14 protein-coding genes are annotated in these 18,367 nt (G+C 63.7%); 1 reads left to right on the top strand and 13 read right to left on the bottom strand.

Annotated elements, in window-relative coordinates; translation table 11 throughout:
• Positions 1 to 107: 107 nt before the first annotated feature.
• The 8 genes from O3684_RS03010 to aspS all read right to left on the bottom strand — a co-directional run bounded on the left by O3684_RS03010 (position 108) and on the right by aspS (position 9,117).
• The gene (locus tag O3684_RS03010) at positions 108 to 1,118 is read right to left on the bottom strand and encodes a hypothetical protein (protein WP_500065023.1); all 1,011 of its coding nucleotides are present in this window, start codon (positions 1,116 to 1,118) and stop codon (positions 108 to 110) included.
• A 328-nt stretch (positions 1,119 to 1,446) separates the two neighbouring features.
• Positions 1,447 to 2,241, bottom strand: coding sequence for an ABC transporter ATP-binding protein (locus O3684_RS03005; RefSeq protein ID WP_500065022.1), 795 nt, complete (start codon positions 2,239 to 2,241; stop codon positions 1,447 to 1,449).
• Positions 2,238 to 3,236: a FecCD family ABC transporter permease gene (locus tag O3684_RS03000; RefSeq protein ID WP_500065021.1), complete on the bottom strand. Its 999-nt coding sequence runs from the start codon at positions 3,234 to 3,236 to the stop codon at positions 2,238 to 2,240. Before O3684_RS03000 ends, O3684_RS03005 begins: the two co-directional genes overlap by 4 nt.
• 47 nt (positions 3,237 to 3,283) lie before the next feature.
• A complete protein-coding gene (locus O3684_RS02995; protein WP_500065020.1) occupies positions 3,284 to 4,279 on the bottom strand; it encodes a FecCD family ABC transporter permease in 996 nt (331 codons plus the stop codon).
• Positions 4,280 to 4,315: 36 nt separating this feature from the next.
• On the bottom strand, positions 4,316 to 5,344 hold the full coding sequence (locus tag O3684_RS02990; protein ID WP_500065018.1) for an ABC transporter substrate-binding protein: 1,029 nt from the start codon (positions 5,342 to 5,344) through the stop codon (positions 4,316 to 4,318).
• An 86-nt stretch (positions 5,345 to 5,430) separates the two neighbouring features.
• On the bottom strand, positions 5,431 to 6,615 hold the full coding sequence (locus O3684_RS02985; protein WP_500065016.1) for an alpha/beta hydrolase-fold protein: 1,185 nt from the start codon (positions 6,613 to 6,615) through the stop codon (positions 5,431 to 5,433).
• A 4-nt stretch (positions 6,616 to 6,619) separates the two neighbouring features.
• Positions 6,620 to 7,237, bottom strand: coding sequence for an L-threonylcarbamoyladenylate synthase (locus tag O3684_RS02980; protein WP_500062365.1), 618 nt, complete (start codon positions 7,235 to 7,237; stop codon positions 6,620 to 6,622).
• 74 nt (positions 7,238 to 7,311) lie between these two features.
• Positions 7,312 to 9,117: an aspartate--tRNA ligase gene (aspS, locus tag O3684_RS02975; RefSeq protein WP_500065014.1), complete on the bottom strand. Its 1,806-nt coding sequence runs from the start codon at positions 9,115 to 9,117 to the stop codon at positions 7,312 to 7,314.
• A 102-nt stretch (positions 9,118 to 9,219) separates the two neighbouring features.
• Here aspS and O3684_RS02970 point away from each other — a divergent pair, with 102 nt between their 5' ends.
• Positions 9,220 to 10,635, top strand: a complete 1,416-nt coding sequence (locus O3684_RS02970) for an MFS transporter (RefSeq protein WP_500065012.1) — start codon at positions 9,220 to 9,222, stop codon at positions 10,633 to 10,635.
• Here the strand turns inward: O3684_RS02970 and O3684_RS02965 are convergent.
• From O3684_RS02965 to O3684_RS02945, 5 genes are all read right to left on the bottom strand, one after another.
• Entirely contained in the window at positions 10,623 to 12,794 is a 2,172-nt protein-coding gene (locus tag O3684_RS02965) for a DEAD/DEAH box helicase (protein ID WP_500065010.1), read from the bottom strand. The genes O3684_RS02970 and O3684_RS02965 overlap by 13 nt on opposite strands.
• Before the next feature lie 228 nt (positions 12,795 to 13,022).
• Positions 13,023 to 14,612 (bottom strand): GTPase, encoded by a 1,590-nt coding sequence (locus tag O3684_RS02960; protein ID WP_500065008.1) that lies wholly within the window; start codon positions 14,610 to 14,612, stop codon positions 13,023 to 13,025.
• Positions 14,609 to 16,264, bottom strand: a complete 1,656-nt coding sequence (locus O3684_RS02955) for a dynamin family protein (RefSeq protein ID WP_500065006.1) — start codon at positions 16,262 to 16,264, stop codon at positions 14,609 to 14,611. The genes O3684_RS02960 and O3684_RS02955 overlap by 4 nt, the downstream gene beginning before the upstream one ends.
• A complete protein-coding gene (hisS, locus tag O3684_RS02950; RefSeq protein WP_500065004.1) occupies positions 16,265 to 17,617 on the bottom strand; it encodes a histidine--tRNA ligase in 1,353 nt (450 codons plus the stop codon).
• A 29-nt stretch (positions 17,618 to 17,646) separates the two neighbouring features.
• Positions 17,647 to 18,366 carry an MBL fold metallo-hydrolase gene (locus O3684_RS02945; protein ID WP_500065002.1) on the bottom strand — a complete coding sequence of 240 codons (720 nt, stop codon included), beginning with the start codon at positions 18,364 to 18,366 and terminating at the stop codon, positions 17,647 to 17,649.
• Position 18,367 lies beyond the last annotated feature (1 nt).

Here is an 18,367-nt window from a genome sequence, read left to right as displayed (position 1 = left end):
TTGTTCTGAAACTAGAGTAACAGGCGTGGCGCACGAATGCTAAATTCCAACGCACACCAATCGGTTAATGCACATTTTCTCAGAGCACTAGCCCAGATGAAAGATGATTAGCGCGGCAATCCGTGGGAGCGGCGAACAATACTGACCGTCACGATGGCACCGAGCAACGCAAGAACGCCACCACCAGCAAGAATCCAACCATTCAGGCGCGACTCCTCCTCGCGCGCAGCCTGATTCGAGGCCTGCTGCTCGGAGTGAGCCTTAGGACCGATCTGCGATGCGGACACACTTTGCTGAGTCGAGGAGGTCGAAGGCTCCGGAGCGGGATCCACGCCGCTACCAGATCCACCGGATGAAGCAGACGAGGACTGCGTCGACGATCCGCCATTCGCAGACGAAGAGCTGGGAGAAGGAGACGATGCAGAAGATACCGGATCGTCACCTTGCGTTCGTTCGGGCGCCTCAGCCTCACCGTGCGCACTGGTCGATGCGCTACTAGGAACGGAGGGAGCGTCGGTAGGGCTGACAGGGGGCTTATCAGAATGGGAATCGGGTGTCGGAGCGTCGCTGTCATCCGTCACCGGATCGGTAACATCGCTCGTCGGCAGCTCGGTCGGTGACAGCGAACAAGAGCGCGCCTCGGCCGCTGAATCGACAAGTGTTACCTCAACCTGCACATAGTTGCCCGTCACGCCATCACCGATCATGACCTGATGCCGCGTTCCAACCGCCCACGTAGTCGGCAGGTCAATATCCGCCGAGAACTTGCCGTCCATATCGACCTTCGCGACGGACCACGCAGCCCTATTACGTGCGACCGAGGACGGAACCCACGCTGGGAGGATCATGTCATCAGAGCGCTTTTCCTGGCCATCATCGAGCGTCACAATCACGAAACCGAGGGCACCCTCGGAGGACGGACCCCAGCCAGCGCCTTCCACATGTAACGGCACACCGGTTGCCACGACCGACGATGCTATGATCGATGCCCCTTCTTCGGACGCAGTCAAACACTGCCCTGCATTATCGCCAATCCCATCGGCGCTATAAGCGGGGGCGACCGACACGAACATTCCACCGACGACGGAAGCAGAGGCGGTCAGTGCGAGCAGGGACATGCGAAGACCCCGGCTCTGTGAGCGCACCTGTGTCGTCATGCGTATTCGTTTCCTTCTGTCTGGGATAGTCTCAACCGATCAACACTGTCACGCCCAGAATGCGCATGTCAGTGCCTGAGTAACCACTCGATACGGGCACCATACTATTGCCTGGTCCGCAAGATGTAATTGCGAGCAACAAGCAAATTCACGGCACACTCGCTCAACACCTGATTTTACCTGCATTTACGCGAATCTGTCACTGCAACTGTGAGCAATATTATCGAGCAATCATGACCTCTGATGACCCGCTGGTCAGCATTTGAGATATCGAGAAACACAATGGCGACTACCGGCGTGGGATGACTAGAGGAGCTCCCGTCTCCGGATCCTCGATGATGCGGCAGGGCACTGCGAAGACACGTTCTACGAGCTCGGGCGTGACTACCTGGGCTGGCTCCCCCTGTGCGAGGATCTGCCCGTCCTTCATGAAGACGAGGTGCGTGGCATACCGGAATGCAAGATGCAGATCATGCAGCACGGCGACAACGGTCGTACCCGCACGTTGCAAGCGCTCGGCGAGACGGAGCACCTCCAGCTGGTGATTAAGATCGAGATACGTCGTCGGTTCATCGAGCAGCAAGATCTCCGTCGACTGCGCCAAGGCCATCGCAATCCAGACACGCTGACGCTGACCACCGGAAAGTTCGCCAACGCGCCGCCCCACGAGGGAGGCGACGCCGGCATTCTCCATCGCACGAGCAACAGCTTCATCGTCTTCACGACTCCACTGACGCAGAAGGGATTGATAGGGGTAGCGTCCCCTCGCCACCAAGTCTTCCACGAGCATATCGCCCGGAGCCACGGACGATTGCGCGAGCAATCCGAGCCTGCGCGCGAGCGCCTTCTGATTCATGTCAGCAACGCTGCTGCCGTCCAACTCCACCACACCGCTACGAACATCGAGCACGCGCGCCAACGACCGCAAGAGAGTCGACTTCCCGCACGCATTGGGGCCGACGATGACGGTCAATTCCCCAGTCAGCACGTCCAGGGACAGCCCATCCAGAATCGGAGCATTCTTCCCGTAGCCGACGACGATATCTCGGGCACCCAGCCCCGGCCTCGTTCCCACCTCAGTCACGACCTCACCTCACGAATCAACAGCCACAGGAGATACAAGCCTCCCACGACACCCGTCACAACACCGACGGGAAGCTCAGCGGGAGCAATCAAACGCTGAGCACACACGTCGGAAGTCAACACCAGCAACGCTCCCACGAGCGCGGATGAAGCGAAACCCACTCCCCCGCCACCGCACAGGCGATGCGCAATATGCGGGGCGGACAATGCGACGAACGCGACCGGACCAGCGACGGCCGTCGCGCAGGCAACGAGCAGGATGGCAACAACGATCGACAGAAGACGAATGCGGCGCACGCGCACACCGAGCCCGGTCGCAACGTCGTCTCCCATCGCCACAAGCCCCAGCGGAACTGCAGCCGCGACGCACGCACATGCGACAACGCCGAGCACGATCAGGAGCAGCGTTAGTCGAGCGAACGTGACCCCCGAAAATGATCCGGCACTCCACAGCTGCGCTCGCTGCGCCGCCTCCAGTGGCGCCTTGACGATCAGCAGCGAATTGATAGCGCGCAGCGCAGCAGAGCAACCAATACCGACCAGGACAACACGTATTCCCGTCACGCGCATACCGCCCGCGCAGGCGAGAATAAGCACGCCTGAGAGGAGACCACCGAGCAACGCTCCGAAGCCAGTGACGGCCGGACTCGCCCCCAGCACAATAATCGCTATGAGCGCGCCGGTCGCGCACCCCGTCGAAAGCCCGACAATATCGGGGCTACCCAGAGGATTACCCGAGATCGTCTGGAAGATACGCCCCGAAATGCCGAGCGCGCACCCGACCGCGACAGCGGCCAGCATCCGCGGCAGCCGCACAGACTGAACAAAGTAGACACCGAGGAAATCATCTCGAGGCCCGCCATCACCCAGCAGGCGTCGGAAGGAATCCCCAGCACTGAGCCCATAGTCGCCGAGTGTCAGCGAATAGATGCACAAGCCGATCAGAAGAAGGAGGCCGATGATGACTACCGCCGCGCTACGTCGATGGATGCGCACGGAGAAACCCGCTCTCGACACAGTGGTGTACCGGTGGCTTTCTCGCGTCACGACATGCCCCTTCCACGCGCACCGATAATGAAGAAGGGGGCGCCGATCAGGGCTACAACGACGCCAACGGGCACCTCGGAAGGCGCGAGGACGAGACGCGACGCAATATCTGCAATGCACACCCACACAGCGCCCGAAACCGTCGACCAGATCGCGATCGCGCCCTGCCTCGCCCCCACAACGCGTCGGACCATGAGCGGCACCGCGAGGCCGACGAATGTCAGCGGACCGCCCAGCGCCGTCGCTCCACCCGCGAGAGCCGTCACCGCAAGAACTCCCAGTGCCCGAATGAGCCGCACGCGCACACCAAGACTCACGGCGGCATCCTCACCGATGGTGAGAACGCCGAGAGCTGACGAGATCAGAGCTGCGAGGACGCAGCCGCACAGGATAACGACTCCCGCAGCGGCCACGGAGCCCATATCGACTCCTTCCAACGAGCCGGATGCCCAGTAGCGGAACTCGTTGAATGCGAATTGATTCGCCGTCAACACTGCCTGCGTGAGGGATGCAAGAGCCGCAGATACGGCGATGCCCGCAAGAGCCAGCCGAGAACGCGATCCGCCACCGCGCCCCGAAATAGCAAACACGAGCGCCGCGGCCACACCGGCACCAACGAGGGAAGCACCGAGCGTCCCCGCACGCGTCACGACTCCGGAGATGGCCGTCACGGAGACAACGACGAACGCCGCACCTGCGTTAATGCCGAGCACGCCGGGGTCGGCGAGCGGATTGCGGGTCATCGCCTGCATGATGGAGCCCGCCAAACCGAGCGCACCGCCGATCATGAGCGCGGCGATCGTGCGCGGCACGCGCAGCTGGGTGACCACCTGAGCGTCCTGACTCGCCCCACCACGAACCAGAGCATCCCACACAACATCGGGAGCAATGGAACGGGAACCGAGGGCGAGCGAGGCCATCGCAACGAGGACAAGCACCAGCGTCGCCACTGCACAAGCAATGGCGACGCTGGCGATACGATGTGTCGTCATGTCAGGTCAGCGACCCGCATCGTCCGACCATCAGGCTCAGGAAGCCGGGACGAACTGGGCCTCGATGCTCGAGACGATGCCGTCCATCAGGAGGTAGCCGCCGGTCGAGGTCCATAGGGAACCGTCGACGGGGATGACGTGGTTCGCCTTGACGGCACCGAGAGAGTCAAAACCAACGGTATTCTTCGCCTCTTCGAGGGCTGCGGCAGAAGCCTCAACACCCGTGTTGCCACCGGCGGACGGGTTGTTCACCGAAGACTTGCCAAGCGTGCCAAAGAAGATCCAGTCCGCATCGATCTGGTCGATGTTCTCCAGGGAGACGGGCTCAGAGTGGCCCTCGCCGTCACGGTCCTGGTTCGCGGGGCGCTTCATGCCGAGTGCGGTCAGAGCCTGTCCAGCGGGGAGCTCCTTGAGGATCAGGCCCGCGCTATCGCCCTGCCAACGCACGACCGAGTACGTCTGATCGAGGTAACCGGCGTCCTTCAGACGGGCGCTCACCGATGCGACATGCTGGTCGAACTCCGCGAGCTTGGTCTCGGCCTGGTCGGCCAGACCCAGCGCATCCGCGGTAAGCGCGAAGGTCTGCCGCCAGTCACCACCGGACTGAGTGGTGAAGAAGACGGGCGCGATCTGAGAAAGCGCAGTCAGGGTTTCCGTGTCGTTGTTCTTCACAGAGGTGCCGTCGACGAGGATCAGATCGGGGTGCGCTGCACCGATAGCCTCAAGGTTGGGCGTGCCGATCGATCCAAGGATCGGGATATCTCCCGCACGATCGATCAGGTAGTTCGGGACGGTCTGCTGGCCGCGGCCGGACACGACACCAATCGGGGTAACACCGAGGGCGAGCGCATTATCGGTCGTCGGCTCGGAGAGCGTCACGACGCGGCTCGGGTGCGACGGCAGGGTCACCTCCTGGCCGGATGCGTCGGTAACAGTGCGCGTCTCGGACATCGCAGAGGCCTCGGGGGACGAGGCCGGGGTGGGCTGGGTGGACGAGCAGGCTCCCAGGGCGAGAGCGCTCACAGCGATGCCAACGATGGCGCTGATTCGCGTCGACAGGTGCACAAGTGCCTCAATTCAGTCGATCTATTAAGGGCAAAGGTAAGCCTAACCTATAGGGAGCATGGCGACCCAGTCTGTTTCGTCACTGGTCAGTATGTGAGAGCACGCCACTCATCGAGTGCACGAATCAGCCCTTCCCGCCACCAAGCAACATCATGCCCGCTGCGGTAATGATCCAATTCCACATGGGCTCCCAGGCTCCGCAGAAGCTCCGCACAGTCATCAACGACCGGGCGCATCGTCTGCTCCAGAGTCCCGACCTGCAGGCGTAGCGTCACTCCGGGATGGGGTGCCGCCACCCCAGAGCGCAGGTCTCGCATCAACGTCCCCTCGCCCATGCCTCGCGCAGCCCCACCCCACCACAGGGACGGCGATTGGGCGACGATCTCGTCGACGGGCAGATCCTGTCGTAAGCCAACCTCCAGCGCGGCGAGGCCACCGTAGGATTGGCCGGCGACCATCACGGGACCTGCCCCGGCCTCGTCACACACTGCCTGAAGCAGAGCAGCAACACGATCCGCATCCGTCAGCTCCGCCTCACGCTGCGCACAAGCACCCGCATCGATGGTGACCACACGCAGCCCGGGATAGCGGCGGGTCAGCCAGCCCACACCGTTGGTTCGCCAGATCTCACCGTCGAAGAGAATCAGGGTGCAGGTTGGCACGCTCTCACCGTCATATGTCACGACGCGACGTCCGCCTGCCATCCCCAACCGCGCGGCGATCGCCTCACCGATCTCGACCTCTCGCACCGCCCGCATCTGGGCGTCGGACAGATCTCGCGACGGCCACACCACTGCCACATCGGGGCCAACAAAGAGCGAAGCCCGCTGCCCACGGCCATTGACGAGGGTCAGAGGATTGGCCGCGTCGGGGCGAGCGCTCTCAACAAACCGAAGCCATTGCCCCATGTCCGTCACGACGCTGACGCACACCTCCGACGACTCCACGATCGCCTGCTGGTAGCTGATGATCGCGTCAGCGGGAAGCGCACACACGAGCGCGTGAGCATTGCCGTCGTCCGCGCCCGCACCCATGCGAAACTCGTCAAGGTGCTCGCACGCGCGATCCGTAACCGTGTTCAAGATGACGTAGCAATCAGCGGCGGCCTCGTCTGCGGATTGGAAGGTCACACGAACGGCGTCAACCCCATCAACGATAAGGCGCTGGCCAACAATCGGGAGCGCATCGGTATCGCGATAGATCCCGTCTCTTGTCTCTTGGCGCAACAGGCAAAAACCCGTGCGCGAAAAAGTCGATGCGTCGAATGCCACGCGTTCAGTCGAACAGCGAAATATCGCCAGCGCCAACACGAGCGACGACCGCATCTCCGCCCGCGAAGTCGATGACCGTGGTCGGCTGCGCCACGCCGACGGGTCCCACCACGACGAGATCAACCTGGTGCCCGATGCGCTCATCGACATCGAAACCATCTGTGAGGGGCTCATCCTCGCCGGGCATAATGAGCGTCGAACACGCCAGGGGCTCGCCAAGCGCCTCAACGATCGCCTGAGTGATGACGTGATCGGGGATGCGCACGCCCACCGTGTGCTTCTTCTTGTTCAGCATGATGCGCGGAACCTCTTTAGTCCCCCGCAGGATGAATGTGTAGGGACCGGGCGTGAGCGCCTTCATGGTGCGGAACTCGTGGTTGTCAATAATCACAAGCTCGCCCAGCTGCGCAAACGAGTGACACAGCAACGAGAAGTTATGTTTGTCATCAAGCTTACGGATCGAGCGGATCGTATCCATGCCCGCCTTGTTGCCAGCCTTCGTCGCGATCGCATAGCCGGAGTCAGTGGGCAGCGCAATCGTGCCGCCGCGCTCCAGCAGATCAACGACCGTGTTGACCAAACGTGCCTGCGGATTAACCGGGTGCATCTCGACGTACGACATACCCCTATTGTGCACGAAACCCCCACCGGTCGGTGACCAATGGGGGTTCCGTGGACAAGGTCACGGCGCGAGAATCACTTCTCGGATCCCTCGGATGCTTCCTCGCCGCGCTTCTTCGGCTTCGCATCGACGCCGGCTTCCTTACGCTGCGCGGGCGTAATCGGCGCCGGAGCCTCGGTCAGCGGGTCGAAGCCACCGCCGGACTTCGGGAAGGCGATGACGTCGCGGATCGACTCGGACTTCGTCAGCAGCGAGACGATGCGGTCCCAGCCGAAGGCCACGCCGCCGTGCGGCGGAGCGCCGAACTTGAAGGCATCGAGCAGGAAGCCGAACTGCGCCTGAGCTTCCTCCTCGCCGATACCCATCACGTTGAACACGCGGTTCTGGATGTCGCGGCGGTGAATACGGATCGAACCGCCGCCGATCTCGTTGCCGTTGCAGACGATGTCGTAGGCGTAGGCCAGCGCATGACCCGGATCCTTGTCGAAGGAGTCGATCCACTCGGGCTTGGGCGAGGTAAACGCGTGGTGGACAGCCGTCCAGGCGCTGTGGCCCAGTGCCACGTCGCCCTCGGCCTCGGCATCACCGGTGGGCTTGAAGAGCGGCGCGTCGACAACCCAGGTGAACGCCCAGGCGTCGGGGTCAATGAGGTTGCAGCGCTTGCCAATCTCGAGGCGAGCAGCGCCAAGCAGCTCACGCGACGGGGTCGGCTTGCCAGCGGCGAAGAAGATGCAGTCACCAGGCTGTGCTCCGGTGGCGGCAGCAAGGCCCTCACGCTCGGCCTCGGTGATGTTCTTAGCAACCGGGCCGCCCAGCGTGCCGTCCTCGGCGACCGTGACGTAGGCCAGACCCTTGGCGCCGCGCGCCTTGGCCCATTCCTGCCACTTGTCGAACGTTCGGCGCGGCTGCGAGCCACCACCGGGCATGACGACGGCGCCAACGTAGGGAGCCTGGAACACGCGGAAGGTCGTGTCCTTGAAGTAATCGGTGAGCTCGGTCAGCTCGAGGCCGAAGCGCAGATCGGGCTTGTCCGAACCGTAGCGCTCCATCGCATCCTTGTACGTCATGCGTGGAATCGGCGTGGACAGGTCGTAGCCGATCAGGGCCCACACGTTCTTCAGGACGTCCTCGGCGACCTCGATAACGTCGTCCTGGTCCACGAAGCTCATCTCGATATCGAGCTGGGTGAACTCGGGCTGACGGTCGGCGCGGAAATCCTCGTCACGGTAGCAGCGAGCAATCTGGAAGTAACGTTCCATGCCGGCCACCATGAGCAGCTGCTTGAAGAGCTGAGGCGACTGCGGCAGGGCGTACCACGAACCCGGCGAGAGGCGCGCGGGCACAATGAAGTCGCGGGCGCCTTCGGGGGTCGAACGGGTCAGGGTCGGGGTCTCGATCTCGACGAAGTCACGGGCGTAGAGCGCCTCGCGCGCGGCACGCGACACCTTCGAGCGCAGGCGGATCGCGTACTGCTCTGGCTCGCGACGCAGGTCGAGGTAGCGGTACTTCAGACGCGTTTCCTCGCCGACGTTGCCGGAATCTTCAGCATTGGAGGACACCTGGAACGGCAGGGGCGCGCTGGTGTTCAGGATTTCGATGTCGTCACCCATGACCTCAATGGCGCCGGTGGCCAGGTGCGGGTTCTCATTGCCCTCGGGGCGGGCACAGACCTCGCCGGTGACCTTCAGGACGAACTCGGAGCGCAGCTCGTGCGCGACACGCTCGTCACGGACGACAACCTGGGCAATGCCCGATGCATCGCGCAGATCGATGAACGCAACGCCACCGTGGTCACGACGACGATCCACCCAACCGGTGAGCGTCACGGTCTGACCGACCAGGTCGGTGCCGAGGGTTCCAATGTTGTGAGTGCGAAGCACTGTGATTCCTTTCGTTCTTACCATCCGCGAGACAGGCGGCGGCGGTGTCATTGTACGCCTGCCCGCCCAATAGTCGCTTGTGCCGCGAGTAGGATAGTCACCATGCCCGCCGATGCTTCCACCTCTTCCTCCGCTCATGTTTCCTGGACTCCGGCCGAAATCGGATTGGCTATCGGATCGGTTCTGCTCATCACACTCGTGGCCTTCGAGGAGCTCGCGGCAACCACGATCATGCCCGCAGTCGTTGCTTCTTTTGACGCCGCGGCGTGGTATCCGATCGCTTCGGGTGCGGCATTGGCGACTCAGCTCAGCGCCACGGTGGTCGCGGGAGCCCTGGCAGACTGGAAGGGACCGCGTGTGGTGTTGCTCTCGGGTCTGGCCTTGTTCGCCGTTGGCCTGGTGGTGTGCGCCGCAGGTTCGCACGTGACGATCTTCGTCATCGGACGAGCTCTCCAGGGACTGGGAGGCGGTCTGCTCATCGTTCCGCTCTACGTTCTCGTCGGAGCGGTTGCGTCTGCACGTCATCGCCCATCATTCTTCGCGTCGTTCTCCTTGGCGTGGGTCCTGCCGTCTCTGGTTGGCCCCGCGATCGCAGGACACGTCACCGAAGTCTGGGGATGGCGTTACGTCTTCGGTGTTGTCCCCCTGTTCGTTGCGATCGCTGCTGTGCCCATCGCCTACGTTCTACGTTCCCTGCCGACTGCCCAAGGACAGCGCTCCCCTGTCCTTGCGGCGCTCTCGCGTGACGCCGGTTTGGTGGGAGTCGGCGTCATGGCGCTCCAGCTCGCGGGTGCGCTTCCCTCGCGACTGGCCCAGTTCGCAGTCTTCGCCCTCGGCGCGGTCATCACGGTCTGGGCTCTGCCCCGCCTTCTGCCGCGAGGAACCTTTGCGTCCCGCCGCGGCATGCCGTCGGCGATTCTCGCGAGGCTCAGCGCGATGGCTTCCCAGGTGGGTCTCGCCGTCATGATTCCGCTCATCCTTCAGCGCGTGCACGGATGGTCCGAGGCCTCTTCTGCCTGGTGGGTCACCCTCGGATCGATCACATGGGCCATCGGCGCGGTCGGCCAAGCGCGCGTTCACGATCCGCAGCTGCGACGCCAACTCCCGGTCGTCGGCGGCGCAATGATGGCGGTCGGAGCGGTCCCCGTGGGTGCTCTGCTTCTTCCATCAATTCCGGTGTGGGTGGCCCTCGTCGGCTGGCTTCTCGTCGGCCTGGGCGTCGGTCTCGTTCACGCACCCTTGTCGGTCATGGCGCTCGAGGTGACGCCCGAGGCCAAGCACGGGCGTGTCGCATCGTGGCTACAGGTCGCTGATTCAGCAGGACCCGCACTCGAACTCGCCCTCGTCTCAGTGGCCATGAGCGCGTGGGCCGCCACCGCCACGGTGGGCGGGGCGGCCTACGCTCCCTACTGGGTGATTGCTACTGTGCTCGCTGTCCTCACCGTGGTTGCGGTGAGTCGGCTGCGTCTCGCATGGGAACGCTCCACGTCCGGCGAAGCGAGCGGTCAGTCGTCGTAGCGACGCTTGCCGAAGTGGCGGCGTCCGCCCTCGCGGCCGCCGTCGCGTTCCCAGCCTCCATCTCGGCCATCGCGTTCACGACGCGCACGCTTGATGTCTTTCTCCCAGCGCTCGGAGCGAACACTGCGACGAGGACGCGACCCATCGCCTTTTTCGAAGCGGTGCGGACGCTTCTCGTCGCGGTCCCCAAAACGTCCCTCGCGCTCGCCATAGCCACCGCGGCCTCGATTGTCGCGATCGTAGTCGCGACGTTCACGGCGCTCGAAACCATCGCGGTCACCATGGTTGCGCCCGCCGGGTCCCTCGTCCACGCGGATACGCAGCTGACGGCCCGACACGTATCCCTTGGAGATACGGGACAGCTGCTCGCCGGAGAGGTCCGCGGTGATGTCGACCAGCGAGAAAGTCGGGTAGATCTCAATGTTCCCGATGTCGCGGCCGTCGATGCCACCCTCGCCCGCAATCGCGCCGACGATGGAACCGGGCTTCACGCGGTCCTTCTTGCCGACCTCGATGCGGTAACGCGTACCGGAGCCGGGGGCGGGGCGGCCGCCGCCACGACGACGAGCACCGTTCGCGCCGCCCTTGATCGGTCGGTCCTTATCGCGGCCGGCCTCGAAAGTAGCGCCGACGAACTCACCGGACTCATCCAGGCGTTCTTCACGGCGGATCTTTCCGCTCCCTCGGCGGTCCTTCTCAACTCGCGGCGCCGGACCCTCGTCTCCGACAGCCGTCGCCATCAGCGCCGCAGCGACGTCTTCGACGGAGACCTCATCGCCGAGTTCGGCCAGCAGGCGCTTGTACATCTCGAGACGGCCGCGCTCAATGCGGGCAGACAGGCCCTCGAGCAGGCGGCTGGCGCGGAACTCGGAGACGGCTGCAGGTGAGGGAATCTCAACCTCTTCCATCTCGGTGCCCGTCAGCTTCTCGATGCGGCGCAGGCGGCCGTGCTCACGCGGAGTGAAGAACGTGAGCGCTCGGCCTTCACGACCCGCACGGCCAGTGCGGCCGATGCGATGCACGTAGGCCTCGGGCTCGCGAGGAACATCGAAGTTAACGACAAGTGAGATTCGTTCGACGTCGAGGCCTCGGGCAGCCACGTCGGTCGCAACCAGCACGTCCAGGGAACCGTTCTTCAGACGCTCGACCATGCGCTCGCGCTCGGTCTGAGCGACGTCACCGGAAATGCCAGCCGCGCGGAATCCACGACCCGAGAGCTCCAGTGAGACCTCTTCAACGTCGGCGCGGGTGCGCACGAACACGATGGCGGCGTCGGCCTCCTCCTGGCCTTCCTTGATGTGCTGAGCGCGGGTGGCCAGCACGCGAGAAAGCGCCCCGATCTTGTGCTTGTAGGGCACAACCGCGTAAGTCTGGTGGATCGTATCCACCGTGGAGGACTCGGTCGACACCGCGACCTTCACCGGATCCTTCAGGTGCTCACGCGCAACCTTCTCAATCGCTGCGGGCATCGTCGCACTAAAAAGCGCGGTCAGGCGATCATCGGGAGCGCTCGACGCGATTGTCTCAACGTCCTCGGCGAATCCCATGCGCAGCATCTCGTCGGCCTCGTCGAGAACCAGCATGCGCACGTTCGACAGGTCGAGCGCGCCTTTCTCAATGAGGTCGATGACGCGACCCGGCGTGCCGACAACGACCTGCGCGCCGCGCTTCAGCGCACCAATCTGGGGGCCGTAGGGCGAGCCGCCGTACACGGGCACAACATCAAGGCGGGCTGTGCGCGCCGCAAAGTCCTCGATCGCTTGGGCGCTCTGCATCGCAAGTTCACGGGTGGGTGCCAGAACGAGAGCCTGCACGTCGCGCTCGTCGGCGTCAACAATCGCCAGCAGCGGCAGGCCAAAGGCCGCGGTCTTACCGGTGCCGGTCTGGGCGATGCCGACGACGTCGCGCAGCTCAAGGAGCGGCGGGATGGCGGCAGCCTGAATCGGCGTGGGGACGCGGAATCCCATGTCGGTCACCGCAGCGAGAATCTCCTCGGGCAGACCGAGGCTCGCAAAAGTGACAGCGTCTCCTTCCGGCTCCGCGGTTGAGTCGTCGTGCATGTCCTGATCGGTGCCGTCAACGAGGTCACGATCCTCGTCTGCATCAAAAATATCGTCACGCTCGTCGCGGGCGCGTTCCGTGTAATCCTCTGAGGGCATAGTCGTTCCTTGCCTGTTGCATGTGGGTAGCAAAACCATCGGGCGGGCCATCTCGGCTCCTCAGCGCGGCCTCACCCATAACAACAAACCCCGCATCCCGCGGGCACCATAACAAGGGGCAGCGCCTCATCGCTACGTTCAGCTTACTCGCCATACACGCGCCACGGAGCGCGTGGTCGGCCAATTCACTGTTCCGCTGACGTCGCACCGTGACGAGCAACGCATCGTTCACAGGCGCAGACGCACAATATAGGAGGCGATTGTCACCTGTCGATTATCTTCGGCACGCACTGGTGCCACGACCGCACGCTCCACCTCGTCGCGGCACAGCCCCCTCAGATCACGCATAACTGCACGTCGCCGACGACCCGCAGCCCACCGAGACACTCCCCGATTGATACCTGCGAGAATCACAGTCGCGAGAAGGGAAAGGCCGACGAGCGCCGTCGGTGCTGGAACAGGGCCGAGTGCCGGAACACGCCAGTCGATGAGGACGGCGCGCCCCAGGTGAACAAGGCCGATCCATGCAGCGCCGACGAGACACACGACCCAGGCCAACGCCTGTATCCCGCCCAAGAGACGACTCGTCGAAGGAGCGCCCGTCGCCACCTGCATATTGTCGGAGACCTCACGGTGGGCAACAGCTGGGACATCGCGCGCCCCCTCCAGTGCCCGCTCCATCAGCCGAGCGCGCCATGGTGAGGGACGCCCAGAAGAGCGCTGCGCAACTTCGCGTCGCACGGCATTGACAAAAGCAGCCTCATCCGACGGGGAGCGCGTCGGCAGCGTCGGCGTCGTCGCCCCCTCAGATCGGGACTCCTCATCCAGGTGGAGCCGACGCAACGGATCAGCGCCCAGACGCGCAACCCAGCGAAGCGGGAGCCAGCCACCCGCTCGCCGCCCCGCACGCACCGTGGAAGCCGCCACGGCCTCGGCGATGATCGGCGCACCGGCCAGGTCGGCGGCGGAGGAGGAAAGGTCCGATGCCATGCCATCCGTCTCAATGCCGCGGATGGTTCCGTCAATCCCCACTGCATCTCGAATCAGCACCGCGGCCTCACGCAGAGCCTGACGGGACCGAGACGCCTGGCGCGACACGCGTTCCGCTTCCTTGGACAGATGCTTGACGAGCGTCTGCACCCCTTCGCCAGTCGTTGACGAAACAGACACAACGGTTGCGTCTTTCATTCCCCGCTCGGACAGGAGACGACGCAGGTCTCGCTCGATCGAATCACGCTCGGCGGCGACGACGGTATCGATGTGCGTCAGTACGACGGTCACCGAGGCATGGGAGGAGTGCAGGCGGGCGAGCCACTCGTCGTGAAGCCTTGCATCCGCATATTTCTGGGGGTTGACGACAACCACAAGGGCGTCAACGCGCGAGGCGAGGCGCTCCGCAATCTCCGCATGGCTACTCTCAACCGAGTCAATATCCGGCATGTCAATAACAACCGTGTCTCCCGGCAGGCCGCGAGGGGCCTCGACCCACCGCGCGACTCCCAGCCACCCCAGGAGGTCACGGGGCGCGCGGCCGACGGGCAGAACAGCGCACGGCTCGTTTGTCGTCGGGCGTCGAACGCCGGCGGTCACGACCTCTCCCCCGCTCATAGCGTTCACCAGCGACGACTTACCGGCACCGGTCCCACCCAGCATGCCAATCACGCACCACGTCGGATCAATCTCGCTGCGCTCCGAAGTTATGTCGATCAACTGACGAATCTGGGACAGCGTCGCCTCATTGATGTCCGGGGATGCCAGGGTGCATATCCGGTCAAGTTCCGAGGCAGCGGAGGCGACCGTACCCTTCGAACGCATCATGCCAGAGCCTCCCGCGCATCCGCTAGTGCCTGCTCCAGCGCACTCAGACACGCCCCCTCGTCGGAGCGATCCAGCAGCGCGCAAACGGGTGCCACAACATCCGTCAGAGAAGTGAGCGCAAGCCGCTCCAGCGCGTCGCGCGCCTGCGCGGCGAGAGAACGAACGGTGCGCTCACCGAAATAAGACTCCAGAACTGTCTGAGACAGCGCCGCCGACGCGCCAGCGACACCGACCTCGAGGCCGGTCAAGCCCCCCGTCATCGCAAACACGCTCACCATCAGAGACACCGTCACGACGTTGATTCCACCGGCGAGAAGCCGACCACTCACGTGCGAGGATTCAGCCTGGCTACGAATGATCTGCGTGACCTCGGCGGTCCATTCCTGTGCAGTGCGGCGCGCACGCTCAGATGCCTCATCCGCGTTCAAGAGAGGCTCCAGCGCGGGGCTAGGTCCGAGGACCGGCCGAGCAGTACGCAACGCATCTGCCCACGCCTGGTGATACTGGTCAGCCAAGCGAGCCGCCAAACCGCCCGTCAGGTCACGCTGCACCTGAATGTCCGGGGCTGCCTCACCGCGCAGCGCGCCCATGACGCGAGCGCTCACACCCGACACGAAACGGGAAATCGTGCGCGTCATATCCCACGAGCCGAGCACCTCGGCAATACGCGCGCTCACTTCGCCGCGCAAGACGTCATCACTCGACGTGGACGCGACCTCTCGCGCACGCGAAGCGACGAGGTGCTCGACACCATCAGCAGCTTGCTCAAACGCACGATGACGCGCACGGGCTCCATCGAGGGCACGCACAGATTCCGCGAGGGACGAGGAGACCGCCCCAGCGAGCGAGCGGCGGATGATGGCAGCGCGCTCCGCAGCGTCTCGACCAATCGATTCCAAGAAAGAACCGATAGGAGCAACCGCATCGACCGGCAGTCGCCCATCCGTGAGCGGCTGCTCGTCAATCGTCATAATCGGCACATCGCCCAGACCGCGGCGCTGCGCGAGCCCCGCTAGGTCCGCACGAATCTCACCCGCTGCCCCGGCTGGCACTCGGTTGAGAACAATCGCGACACGCAAGCCACGGCTGGCGGCATCCTCCAGGTGCTTCCACGCGACTGCGTCAGCGTAGCGCGCTGCGCTCGTCACAAACACCCACAGGTCAGCACCGTCAAGAAGCTCCGCTGCAAGACGACGATTGCCCTCCTCCACCGAGTCAATATCGGGCGCGTCCAAGATACCCACGCCCGGCCATACCTTGTCATCGACGGTGATCGTGACTGCATCGAGGCTGTCTCCCCCGACGCCGACGTGTTTCGCCAGACGCGGCAGTACGCGATCCGACATGAACCATGCGCGCGATGACTGCGCGCACACGAGGACAGGACGACGGGTCGTCGGACGTACCGCGCCAGTACGACTCACGTTACGTCCCAGTAGCGAATTCACGAGCGTGGACTTACCCGACCCCGTCGAGCCTCCGACAACGATCAACAGCGGCGCGTCGGCGTCCTCAAGCCGAGGCAGAACGACGTCCTGCAGACGGCGCAGCGCACGCTGCGCATCACTACGGCTCCCCTGGGGCATCGCCTCCAGGGACTGCTCGAGGGCACCCGCCCACGAGCGGGCTGCCTCCACCGACGTGAGCGGCACTCAGTCCGTCACTTTCTCGACCGAGGGGACCGCATCCGCTGCGGGGATCATCCAGGTTGCGGGATCAGCTTCCACCTGCTCGCCGCTGCGGATGTCCTTCACTGTGTCCGCTTCACCCTCACCGCCGGGGAACCACACGAATGGAATGCCACGCTTATCAGCGAACTTGATCTGCTTGCCGAACTTCGCGGCGCTCGGTGCAACGTCCGTAGAAATACCGCGCGCACGCAGCACAGCCGCAATCGCCTCGGAACGCTCACGCTGGTCATCGGTGATAACCGCGACGACAACGGCCGTGGGCACCTTCCGAGAAGCCTTCACCATCGGCGCCGAAATCATTCGAGACACGAGCCGCGAGACGCCAATCGACAGGCCAACACCCGGATACGTGCGCTTACCGTCCTTTGCAAGGGAGTCGTAGCGGCCACCCGAGCAGATCGAACCCAGGTCCTCGTGCCCTTCGATTTCAGACTCGTAGACGCTACCCGTGTAATAGTCAAGGCCGCGTGCGATCTTCAGGTCTGCGACGACTGCGCCAGGCATCCGCTTATTCGCAGTGTCCAGCAGCTCGGTCAGCTCACGCAGCCCCTCTTCGAGCAGCTCGCCGCCCACGCCAAGGCCAGTGAGGCGATCCCGGATCTCAGCCGGGTCCGACGTGCGAATCTGCGCCATCTGAAGCAGAACGTTCGCCTGATCACCGTCGATAGCCGACTGAGCGAGCTCGACTGCCACGCCCTCCGGGCCGATCTTGTCGATCTTGTCGAGACCACGCAGGGCGGCCTCAACGTCGGTAACGCCCAGAGACTCACACACGCCCTGAACAACCTTGCGGTTGTTGACGAGCACGCGCACCGGCGGGATCGGCAGATTGTTCAGGGCCTGCGCCATCACCAGCGGCAGATCGACCTCAAAGTGGAAGGGCAGCTCTCCGTTGCCCACGACGTCAATATCCGCCTGCGTGAATTCACGGAAGCGACCGTCCTGAGGACGCTCGCCGCGCCAAACCTTCTGGATCTGATAGCGCTTGAACGGGAAGTCCAGTTCGTTCGCGTTCTCCACCACGTAGCGGGCGAAAGGAACGGTCAGATCGAAGTGCAGACCCATCCCCTTATCCTTGGGAGCACGTCCGCCGGACGCGGCGGCTTTCAACGCCTGCAGTCGATCCAGAACGTAAATCTCCTTAGAGGTCTCGCCCTTGGCTTCCAGCTGTTCCAGGGTCTCGACCGCCCGGGTTTCAATACCCGCAAACCCGTGCAGTTCAAACACGCGCCGCAGCTCGTCAAGAACATGCATCTCGATGATGCGCCCTTCGGGGAGCCATTCGGGGAAACCTGACAGGGACGTGCGAGCCATGAAGCTTTCTTTCTGTGAGGGAGGAGGCGTTAACCGATACGGCGTGCGCGAATCAGATATTGATTCGAGGTTATCTCATCCGCCAGCGTCGTGGCCGGACCGTGTCCGGGGACGAGAACCGTGCGCGGGTCAAGAGCGTTGGAAATCGTACGCAGCGAATGACGCATTTGTGTTTCATCACCACCGGGTAGATCCGTGCGTCCGACGCTGTCTTTGAAAAGAACGTCGGCGCTCAACGCCCACGGAACTGGCTCACCCGAGGAGTAGAAGGACTGGTTATTCACGCGAATATCCAGCGGGCTCTCGCCCAGAAAGACTGCTGAACCCTCGGTGTGACCGGGAGCCGGGACCATACGCAGCCACACGTCAGGTACCGCTTCGAAGGAGTCGGTGGGCGCTTCACGCAAGTGCACGGGCCTCACCCACTCACCGACGAAGTCCGGCAGCGGCATGGGAAGAAACGAGGCCGGGTCATCCATGCGGTACATGTCAGGGCCCGGCAGGTAGACCGGCACGCTCGAACCATCTGGTCCCCACGAGGACACAGCAGCGGCGTCCCAGACGTGGTCGGGATGACCGTGGGTGAGCAGGACCGCACCAACACTCACGCCCTCACGTTCAAGGACCTCACGGATCAGTTGCTGGATACCGGCCGACGGATCGACGACAAGGGCTGTGCCCGCCCCGGAAGGGACGAGCACCAGCCCATTCGCCGCGTAGAAAGGCGACGGAATAACGTGAAGACGCATG

The sequence above is a fragment of the Pauljensenia sp. 20925_1_27 genome (assembly GCF_041432835.1).
Classification (GTDB): Bacteria; Actinomycetota; Actinomycetes; order Actinomycetales; family Actinomycetaceae; genus Pauljensenia.
The sequence above is the reverse complement of the archived record's forward strand: the minus strand, read 5'-3'. Positions and strand labels throughout refer to the sequence as shown.